Here is a 10,761-nt window from a genome sequence, read left to right on the forward strand (position 1 = left end):
TATTTATTGGGGAGGAAATTCTGTATGAAAAGCACAAAAAACAGATGGTTTATTGCTTTGTCTGCAATTTCTATTCATCTTTCCATTGGTGCTGCTTACGCATATAGCGTGTATACGAATCCCATTCGTGATGCGATGGGATGGTCATTAACAGGAATTACGATGTCCTTTACAATTATGATGGCCCTCGCTGGAATTGCAGCTGCTTTTTTCGGATCTTTTGTTGAAAAAAAAGGTCCGAGGAAGTCTGCTATCGTTGCAGCTATTCTCTTTGGTTTAGGGCAAGCGGGAGCAGGAGTAGCGGTTTCCATTGATTCTCTTACACTTTTTGTTTTAACGTACGGAGTAGCTAGTGGATTAGGAATGGGAATTGGTTATATTGCACCAGTTTCCACTCTCGTGAAATGGTTTCCGGACCGGCGTGGATTAGCAACTGGAATGGCAGTATTAGGATTCGGTGCAGGGGCATTGATAACCGCCCCTGTTGCCGCAGCGTTAATGGGAGCTGTGGGGATATCTACTACATTCTATCTTTTGGGAATTAGTTACTTCCTATTGATGGTAGCAGGTGCTTCTTATATTGCACCACCACCGAAAGACTGGATGCCAGAGGGAATGCAAAAGGCTATCGAATCTGGGAAAAAAGTAGTGAAAAAAGATCTGTCTCAGTTAACTGCACGGGAAGCAGTGAGAACAAGACGCTTTTGGATGTTATGGAGCATGATGCTCATTAATGTTACAGCTGGGATCATGATGATATCCGTAGCTTCGCCAATGGCACAGGAAGTAGTGGGGTTATCAGCCGCAGGTGCAGCAACAATGGTTGGTATCATGGGGATCTTTAATGGTGGTGGAAGACTTGCTTGGGCTGCTATTTCTGATTATATTGGCCGTCCAACCGTGTTCATTATTTTCTTTGCACTGCAGTTGATTGCGTTTATCACCATGCCAAATATCACAAATGTGTTATTGTTCCAGGCATTTGTCTTTATCGTAGTAAGTTGCTATGGTGGCGGTTTTTCCAATTTACCAGCATTCATCGGAGATCTTTTCGGAACGAGGCAACTTGGTGCTATCCACGGTTTTCTATTAACGACTTGGTCCTTAGGTGGGATTTTAGGTCCTTTGCTTGTATCACAAATACGTGAAAATACCGCTAGCTACATTCCTGTATTTTATGTATTTACTGGATTAATTTTAGTGGCAGCAGTCATTTCTATATTCTTACAGCTAGATATTAAGCGTATCGAACAAGGGAAGCAGGCTGTTGAAGGGAAGGAAACACGTCTTATGAAAAATAGTGTTTATAGTGCTCAGTAACTTAGCACAAGTACGATTGATGGTAGGAAGGTAATAGAACTATCTTGTAGGAGCAACCCTTGTGGCTTGCTCCTTTAGTGTGAACAAAACACAAAGAATGGTACCCACGCATAAAAGTGTCAAAGCCGCGCATAAAAAAAGCAAATCCGAGCATAAAAGAGGTTGTCCGAGGACTCGCCTTAGGCAGAAGTTACATGAAAATGATAGTATATGCTTAGAAAACTGATACATAAAATTATAGAAAAAAGAAAGGAAGTGAAATGTGAAAATGACTTCATTTGATTGGCATAAAGAAGCGAAGAATCTTTGGGATGAAAAAGCTGATTTTTGGAATCAAAGCAGTGAAGGTATGTGGGAAAATGGAAGCCGTAAATCCATTGTTCCGTTTATCCAGAAACATATTCCTCAAGGTAGTTACATAGGAGATTTAGGATGTGGTGATGGATACGGATCTTATAAGCTAGGTCAAGCTGGCTATCAAGTAGTCGGGGTAGATTTATCGGAAGAAATGATTGAAAAAGCAAAGTCCTTGAGAGGGTCCGAAACCATTTCCTTTTTACAAGGAGACTTAACGAATGTACCTTTTGAGGATGAGTCCTTCTCTGGTTTAATGGCAATCAACTCCATTGAGTGGACCGAATCCCCTTTAGCAGCATTGGAAGAGATGAAACGAGTCCTAAAAAAAGATCATTTATTGTGCTTAGGAATTCTTGGACCTACCGCTGCACCAAGAGGAAACAGCTATCGTAGGTTATATGGCGAACCAGTCGTGTTTAATACGATGATGCCCTGGGAGTTAGAATTACTTGCACTTGAAAATGGGTGGGAGATAGTTGACGGACAAGGAATATACAAAAGAGGAGTCAATGAACACCACCTTTCCCAATTACCGAAAGTATTAAAACAGTCCCTTACGTTTATGTGGGTGTTTATGTTGAAAAAGCTATAGAGCTTCCTTTATTTTAAAATTCTATTTAAAGACTAGAACATAATTTTCTCTGAAATATTTAAGTTATTAATCTACTTAGAGTAAAACTCACAAAAACAAAACTCTGAAAATTTAGAGGATTTCAATGGGGTATATCGTATATTAGAGTAGAGGAATAAATGCAAAGAAAGTGGAGTGACATAATGGAGAATCAAAAGTGGATTGAGAATTTTGAAGATTATGCAAACAAAATAATAAGTAAAAATAAAGTACCTGGAGCTGCATTAGGTGTTGCGAAAGACGGAGAGGTAATATACGAACGAGGCTATGGACACCGTAATATGGAGCAAAACCTTGAGGTGACAAACGATACCATTTTTGGGATTGCGTCCATTACAAAGTCGTTTACTGCTGTTGCAATCATGCAGTTGCAGGAAGCTGGAAGATTAACTGTTGAAGACAAAGTAATTACATATCTTCCTGAATTAATACTTGGTAACAAGGAACATACAGAAAAGGTTACTATTCATCATCTTCTAACACATACTGCCGGATTGCCACCATTACCTACGTTATATCATACAATGAGACGTACGATGGAGAACGATTCTTCTATTTCGGAAAAACAGCGTGCTAGATTGAAAGAACGTGATCCTATCGATAACTACGAACAAATGATGAAATATATAGGTGAGTTAGATATTGAGTTGCTTGGGGAACCTGGAACACAATTTAGCTATTCAAACGATTCGTATGCTTTATTAGGGGCTATTATAGAGCGAGTGAGTGGAACTCCGTATGATGTGTATGTTTCAGAGAACATATTAAAACCAGTTGGTATGAAAAACAGTACTTTTGATATCAATGCTGTATTAAATTCTCCGATGGTGACAGTGATTTACGCATCAAAGGAAAATAAAGGAGAAAAAGAAGTGTACGCTTCCGAAGCCTGGTGGGATTCTTATACAATGTATGCTGGTGGCTTCCTTCGTTCCACATTAGCCGATATGCTGTCTTATACAGAGATTTTCCGCAATGGAGGAACAGTAGGGGAAAATAGAATTCTAACTCCTGAAAGTGTGCAAGAAATGATTCATCCTCATGTTCCGTATCAAGAAAACAAATATTATGGATATGGATTAATGATAACACCCGATTATATGGGTGGAACTCTTGTTGAGCATGGAGGGAGTCTAAAAGGTGTATCCTCTAATTTTGGTGTGGTGCCAGAAAAAGGTTTAGCAAGTGTTGTATTAATTAATTTGGCGGGTGTTCCAGCAGCAAAGTTAATGGTAGCAGCATTTAATGCAGTTCAAGAAGTATCTCCAGAGAAACCTCTTGCAACGTATACAGATTTTGAAATTAACAGTGATGAACTAGAACAATATGTTGGGAACTTCAAATCAGGTGAAGGTGCCGAGATGTCTGTTACAAAAGAGGAAGGAAAACTACACTTAACAATGGAGGGCGCATCCTATCCTATGCGATCTGTTGGGGAACATCTGTTTACTATTGAACTGAATGAATCGGAAACACCAATACGGTTTTTATTCAACATAAATGGAGAAATGTATGGATTATTCCTAGGAGTTCGTCAGATATTAAAACAAAAAGAAGCTGTGGAAGAAGTGGAAGCTTAAGTACTAATATTGTAAACCGCCTTATGAGAACAGGGAGTTTTATATTAACAGGTTTACTTCAGAGGTGCAAAACGGAAAAACGCACGCAAATTCACGTGATAAATAACACAACTTTCACAACCGAAATCACATTATAATTCGCAGATTAAAAACGGCACGAAGACTTCATGCCGTTTTTTCTTCGTCGACCTTTAGAAAAGGTATATAAACAGCAAGATATAAAGGATTTAAGTAAGTTTTATTGTTATCCGAACACACTGACCACGAGAGGTCAACTCTAGAAAAATTACGCCTAACAAGTAGTTGGAACTCTCTATTTTTATCACTTCGTTCATTCCAAATATATACGTATTTCACTCTCATTTAACATTACTTTCTAATGGTAACATTAATCCCCTTCTATTTGGGGTTAGTATATATTCAAGCGTCTTTGCCTTTTGTAATATAGGAAGGGTAGTTTATATAAAAAACATTGATTGATTTTTCTGAATATAATAGAGTAGACTTAAGAACACGGAAGCTAGAACACTCATATTCTTAAAAACGAAATTAATTCTTAAAGACAATACTGTAACTTACATAAATTGTAAAAAATGAGAAGGTGTTAGACACATGTAATACCACTCTTTCTATATAAATCCGTCTTGCAAAAATACATTAAGTTACTTATATCATTAGCTGAAGATGTAACTTTATTAAAGTGTACTGTCTCTTAAATACCATATAACAGCAGTAGAGGTGACTTCTTTGTATAAGCAAATATGTAAATATACTATTTTGTTTTTCCTTATCGTATTAACGTATTTTCTTTCCTCTACAATAGAAGTGAAGGGAAGCGAGAGTACTTCTCTCTCTCTTCATTCTGAAACAGGTCAGGTTGACGTATATCCAACCCTTTTTTTGCTTCAAGACAATAACAAAAATTATGAAATTCACGACGTTATCTCAGACGAATTGGCTGACAAGTTTGTACATTCTACTAATGTAGGTCAATTAGGAGGATTCTTTGAAACACATACGTGGTTACGATTTGAAGTACATAATGAATCTAATGAGAGTGAATGGCTATTAGAATTTGCTTTTCAACAGATCTTTGAACTTATCCTATATTCGGAAGATGCGTCTGGATTAACAAAGCTTCAGCATACAGGATCATCCTTTCCCTTCCAAACTCGGGAAATAAATCATCGTCATTTTATTTTTACTATTGATATAGAACCTAATGAAACGAAGGTTTTTTACGCTTTTGCTTCAGGTGGTGGAGACCTTCATCCTCCAATTACAGTATGGAATAATAATTCCTTTATGGAGAAAAGTCAACGTGAGTTTATGTTACTCGGATTGTTTTACGGAATAGTATTGGTAATGATTCTGTATAATCTGTTTTTATTTATAAGTTTAAAAATGAAAAGTTATTTTTACTACGTTATCGTGATTCTGTGCACGTTATTAGGTAAAATGGCCATTAATGGAATAGCCTTTCAATATATATGGCCAAATTATCCACAATGGAATATCATTTCACCACCAATCTTGGTTAGTGTAGGGTGTATTTTTATCTTGCTATTTACAAGTAGCTTCTTAGATACGAATCAATATTTACCTCTCTTTCAAAAGCTTTCTTATTGGTTAATGGGGCTAAATGGAATCGTTTTAATCACTGTTTTTTTTAACTATTATTTCGCACTAAATTTTATGGTATTAGCTGCGGGGAGTACATTCTTATCTGTTTTACTAGCTGCATTTATTTGTTTAAAACGAGGCGCTCGTCAGGCACGTTTTTTTATCTTAGGTTGGCTCATTTTTTTAGTAGGTGTGTTTATAACGATTTTAGAAAGAGCTGCCATTTTACCATATACTGTTTTTACAGAGTATGCTGGGCAAGGTGCTTTAACAGTGGAAGTTGTTTTACTATCCCTCGCATTGGCAGATAAGTTTAATATAATCCGAAAAGAGAAAGAGCAGGCTGAACAGAATGCAAGGGAGAGTCAGACACTTGCTATGAAAAACTTAAAGAAGGCAGATGAATTAAAGGATGAATTTCTGGCTATTACTTCACACGAACTTCGCACCCCTTTATATGGGATGATAGGGATTGCGGAGTCGTTACGTGATGGTGTAGTAGGAGATGTATCACATAATATGAAAGATCAGTTGTCTATGATTATTTCTAGTGGAAATAGGCTTACAACATTAGTAAATGATATTTTAGATTTTTCCAAGTTAAAACATGAAACTCTCGATCTCCAGAAAAAAGCAGTGAATATAAAGGCAGTTGTGGATGTTGTATTTGTTATTTGTAAACCACTCCTTAAATCTAGAGAAATGAAACTTATCAACATGATTGATCATTCCTTGCCTTTCGTTTACGCAGATCCAAACAGACTTCAACAGATATTTTATAATTTACTTGGAAATGCCATTAAATACACGGATGAAGGAAAGGTAGTGATCACTGGGGATATAGAAGGTGACTTCGTGAAAATAAGTGTAGCTGATACTGGGAAGGGGATAATGAAAGAACAACTAGATCTGATTTTCGAACCTTTCCAGCAAGTTGATAAATCACTCTCAAGAGAGGTAGGAGGAGCAGGTATTGGGTTAAGCATCACGAAACGACTTGTTGATCTCCATGATGGTACAATTGAAGTAACTTCAGATAAAGGAATAGGGTCTACCTTTATCGTAAAGCTACCGATTCATCATCAAGAGGATGAAATAGAAGATACCCCCTATACATTCGACTCACCAATCGATACAGAGATAAGATTTACCAAGAGTGAAACTTCTTCAACTAAAACTGCGACAATACTAATCGCCGATGATGAACCTATAAACTTACAGGTATTGGTGAACCAATTAAAATTAGAAGACTATGAGATTATCACGGTAACCAATGGGAGTGAAGTACTAGAATTAGTTCGTAGTAATTCGGTGGACTTGCTTATCCTTGATATTATGATGCCTAGTATGTCAGGTTATGAGGTTTGTGAAAAATTACGCCAAGAGTATTCCTTAATGGAGTTACCAATTCTGATGTTAACTGCAAAGAATCAACTACATGATAAACTAGCATCTTTTGAAGTTGGTGCAAATGACTATTTAGTAAAGCCTTGCGATAAACAAGAGTTGATTTCGCGAGTAAAAACATTAGTGAAAATAAAGACATTGAATACAGAATTAAAAGAGATGAATCTTCATTTGGAGGAAAAAGTACTAGAAAGAACAGAAGAGTTGAAGATAGCCAATGAAGAATTAACTCAGATGAATAATGACTTAATGAATATGGTGGAGTCTAGGCGTCGTATGTTATCAAATATTGCTCATGAGTTGGGCACTCCAGTAACGTTAATATATGGCTATTTGCAAGCGGTAAAGGAAGGTATCATTACAGCAAATGACGAAGACTATCATCAGCGTGTTATGGATAAAGTCACCATTCTAAATCGTTTGATAGATGATTTATCTGATTTAACACTTATTGAAAGAGAGAAAGCAAGCATAAACAAAAAAGAGATGGAAGTTGAGTCCTGGCTCAATCAAATATATCAAAAATTCATTTTTGAAGTATCTCAAAGAGGACGACAGTTCGAATGCCTGGGAAATGTAGGTGAATTACAAAGTTTTTACAGTTATATTGATATTGGGCGTATGGACCAAGTGTTTTCAAACTTAATATCCAATGCGATCAAACACACTTCAAAGGAGACTGGTAAGGTTTCCTTGAATATCAAAGTTGATACATCCTTAAATCACATGATTTTAGAAGTAATAGACAATGGTGTTGGAATAAGAGAAGACAATTTGCCTTATATATTTGAACGTTTTTACAAAGGTATTTCTTTGTCCAGTGATGTAAAACGGAATGGGGTAGGTCTAGGTTTGGCAATTGTACAAGAAATTGTTCAAGGTCATGATGGTGAAATTTGGGTCGAAAGTAAAGTGGACAAAGGTAGTAAATTCTCCATATCGTTGCCGATATTTGTGAGATAATAATTGTCTAATACAGACCTAGTAACTATATATTTTCATGAAAAAACGAGGGGTAAGCAATGAATACTCTGCACCCCTCGTTTTAATTAAGAAATAATGTTAAAACTGCATTGTTGTAATACAAGTAGCGTCATCTTCAAATGTAGAGATTTCAGACTCTACTACTTTTCCTTCGTACGTAATTGTTACTTTGTACGTTTCATTTCTTGGCAACCAAAAATCTAAGAACCCATTAGATAGAGAGACCATAGTTTCGTCTACAATTACTTTCCCATCAAGATCTTCAATAAATACTTCGAATTCTTTTTCTACTAGTTCACCTTGACAACCTGTCAAGTTATGGAATGTTCAAGGATGGGTTTGATCAATGTAGGGAGCAATAGAAACAAAGAATTCCTTTTCAGGTAAGGAGTAAATCGTTTGCTCATTTTCACTATCTGTTACAATAAGTTCTGTACCAGTGATAGATGCAACCTCGTTGGTTATATTACCAACGCTATACTCGTGTACTAATTCTTTTAGTTCCGCTGTATCCACTGTTATCTGCGGATTATTTTCGTTCATTGCAAACATATACACAACGATAATAACAGCAATCATACCAATACCCGAAGTTATTTTCCATTTCATATGTGTCACCGCCTTATCTATTAATATCCTCTAGTTAGTATAAAAGAAATTTGTGAAGGAAATATGAAGTTGCTACCTATTTTTTATATAACTTTTTTCTAGTAGTGAGGTCATTGTAACCTATTTCTCTCATTTAGTCTAAACTCTTACGTTTCGTATATCACAGCTATGAAGATCAAGTAGGAACTATAGAAACTCTTGAAAATCCACATAGTGAGCAAAAATAATGTATAATTGGAATTATAAGGACAAGATATCCCATAAATGAAGTTGAGAATAGTTGCAATGAAACTCGTTTTAATACATAGTAGCATGGGGATAATAAAAAAGAAGGAAGTTAAGTATGTGTTCCAAGAGGAAATTAACGAAACCTATTCTAAGCGAAATTATCGCTTATTAAATATTATAAGATAAATTGGAGAGAAAAATATGAAAGTACAAAACCATCAAGTATCTGTATTCGCCCTTGGAGGCATGGGAGAAATCGGTAAAAATATGTATGGAGTACAATTCCAAGATGAAATTATCATCATTGATTCGGGGATAAAGTTTCCAGAAAATGAATTGCTAGGAATTGATTATGTTATTCCTGACTATACATATTTAGTTAAAAATGTAGATAAAATTAAAGGCTTATTTATTACCCATGGTCACTTGGATCATATTGGGGGAATACCGTATTTACTTCGTGAGATCAATATCCCTATTTATGGAGGTAAATTAGCATTAGGATTAATTCGTAATCAGTTAGAGGAACATGGATTATTAAGAGAAGCACAATTAATAGAAATTCAAGAAGATGAAGTTATTAAATTTAATAAGACATCCGTTTCTTTTTTTAGGACAACCCATAGTATACCTGATTCTTACGGTATCGTTGTAAAGACTCCTCCAGGAAATATAGTTCATACTGGTGATTTTAAGTTTGATTTTACACCGGTTGGAGATCCAGCAAATTTAACGAAAATGGCTAAAATCGGAGAAGAAGGCGTTCTCTGTCTACTTTCGGATAGTACAAATAGTGAAATTCCCGGGTTTACGATGTCTGAACGGAAAGTAGGAGAAAGTATTGATCAAATCTTTCAAAATGTAGAGGGTAGAATTATTTTTGCTACGTTCGCATCCAATATTTATCGACTACAACAAGCGGTGGAATCGGCTGTGAAGTACGGAAGAAAAGTTGCTGTGTTTGGACGTAGTATGGATAGAGCAATTGAATTAGCTCTAGAGTTAGGGTATATCAAAGTACCGAAAGATACATTTATTGATTCTTCCCAATTGAATAAGATCTCTAGTGAAAAAGTAGTGATTCTTTGTACTGGAAGTCAAGGCGAACCAATGGCAGCTCTTTCTCGTATTGCCCATGGTAGACACCGACAAATTCAAATTATTCCTGGAGATACAGTTGTGTTTTCTGCATCGCCAATCCCAGGAAATACGATTAGTGTAAATAAAATAATAGATCAATTATACCGAGTTGGTGCAGAGGTAATTCATGGTGCTTTGAATGATATTCATACGTCAGGGCATGGTGGACAAGAAGAGCAAAAACTAATGATTCGATTAATGAATCCGAAGTTTTTCATGCCGATCCATGGGGAATACCGTATGTTAAAACAGCACGTTCACTTAGCTACCAGTTGTGGTGTATTAGAAGAAAACTGCTTTATCATGGATAACGGTGATGTATTGGCTTTAGATAAAAGTGAAGGATCATTAGCAGGAAAAATACCAGCTAGTTCTATATATGTAGATGGAAGTGGTATTGGCGATATAGGTAACATAGTAATAAGGGATAGAAGAATACTTTCTGAAGAAGGGCTTGTTGTAGTGGTTGTTACTCTCAATATGAAAGAATGTAAAGTAACAGCAGGACCAGATATTATTTCTCGTGGGTTTGTTTATATGCGTGAGTCTGGAGATTTGATTAATGAAGCACAAGAAAAACTGACCCACCATTTGAATGACTTAATGGATAGGAAAGTAACACAATGGTCTGAAATTAAGAATGAAATTACCGATTTGTTAGGACCGTTTCTATATGCAGAAACAAAACGAAAGCCTATGATTTTACCAATTATTATGGAAGTATAAATAGAAACCCCGTCAACTTTTGATAAATGGTTTACTTTGCAGGTGAAAAACGTCAATTCACAGACGAATTCACACGATAAATCAAACATCTTTCGCCACTAGATCCATAGTATATTTCGCATATTACAATGGCACGAAGGTTCTTCGTGCCATTGT

At 36.1% G+C, this 10,761-nt stretch carries 6 protein-coding genes; 5 read left to right on the forward strand and 1 reads right to left on the reverse strand.

The window, feature by feature from the left end; genetic code table 11:
- Positions 1-24 precede the first annotated feature (24 nt).
- The 4 genes from ACERII_RS24725 (at position 25) to ACERII_RS24740 (ending at position 7,881) form a co-directional block, all read left to right on the forward strand.
- Positions 25-1,320: an L-lactate MFS transporter gene (locus ACERII_RS24725; RefSeq protein WP_373645643.1), complete on the forward strand. Its 1,296-nt coding sequence runs from the start codon at positions 25-27 to the stop codon at positions 1,318-1,320.
- A 268-nt stretch (positions 1,321-1,588) separates the two neighbouring features.
- Entirely contained in the window at positions 1,589-2,269 is a 681-nt protein-coding gene (locus tag ACERII_RS24730) for a class I SAM-dependent methyltransferase (protein ID WP_373645647.1), read from the forward strand.
- Between the two features lie 182 nt (positions 2,270-2,451).
- Positions 2,452-3,888: a serine hydrolase domain-containing protein gene (locus tag ACERII_RS24735; RefSeq protein ID WP_373645644.1), complete on the forward strand. Its 1,437-nt coding sequence runs from the start codon at positions 2,452-2,454 to the stop codon at positions 3,886-3,888.
- A gap of 747 nt (positions 3,889-4,635) precedes the next feature.
- Positions 4,636-7,881, forward strand: a complete 3,246-nt coding sequence (locus ACERII_RS24740; RefSeq protein WP_373645645.1) for an ATP-binding protein — start codon at positions 4,636-4,638, stop codon at positions 7,879-7,881.
- A 99-nt stretch (positions 7,882-7,980) separates the two neighbouring features.
- On the opposite strand, the gene ACERII_RS24745 is transcribed toward ACERII_RS24740, so the two are convergent.
- The gene (locus tag ACERII_RS24745) at positions 7,981-8,454 is read right to left on the reverse strand and encodes a CueP family metal-binding protein (protein WP_373645648.1); all 474 of its coding nucleotides are present in this window, start codon (positions 8,452-8,454) and stop codon (positions 7,981-7,983) included.
- Positions 8,455-8,940: 486 nt separating this feature from the next.
- On the opposite strand from ACERII_RS24745, the gene rnjA reads away from it, so the two are divergent.
- Complete coding sequence (rnjA, locus tag ACERII_RS24750; RefSeq protein ID WP_373645646.1) at positions 8,941-10,605, forward strand: ribonuclease J1; 1,665 nt, start codon at positions 8,941-8,943, stop codon at positions 10,603-10,605.
- Positions 10,606-10,761 lie beyond the last annotated feature (156 nt).

Source organism: Evansella sp. AB-rgal1, assembly GCF_041820985.1.
Taxonomy (GTDB): domain Bacteria; phylum Bacillota; class Bacilli; order Bacillales; family Salisediminibacteriaceae; genus Evansella.

Bases quoted from the DNA above. Each gene is read 5' to 3' on its own strand.
- ACERII_RS24730 (WP_373645647.1), top strand. From the start codon at position 1,589: ATGACTTCATTTGATTGGCATAAAGAAGCGAAGAATCTTTGGGATGAA.
- ACERII_RS24735 (WP_373645644.1), top strand. From the start codon at position 2,452: ATGGAGAATCAAAAGTGGATTGAGAATTTTGAAGATTATGCAAACAAA.
- rnjA (WP_373645646.1), top strand. From the start codon at position 8,941: ATGAAAGTACAAAACCATCAAGTATCTGTATTCGCCCTTGGAGGCATG.
- ACERII_RS24725 (WP_373645643.1), top strand. From the start codon at position 25: ATGAAAAGCACAAAAAACAGATGGTTTATTGCTTTGTCTGCAATTTCT.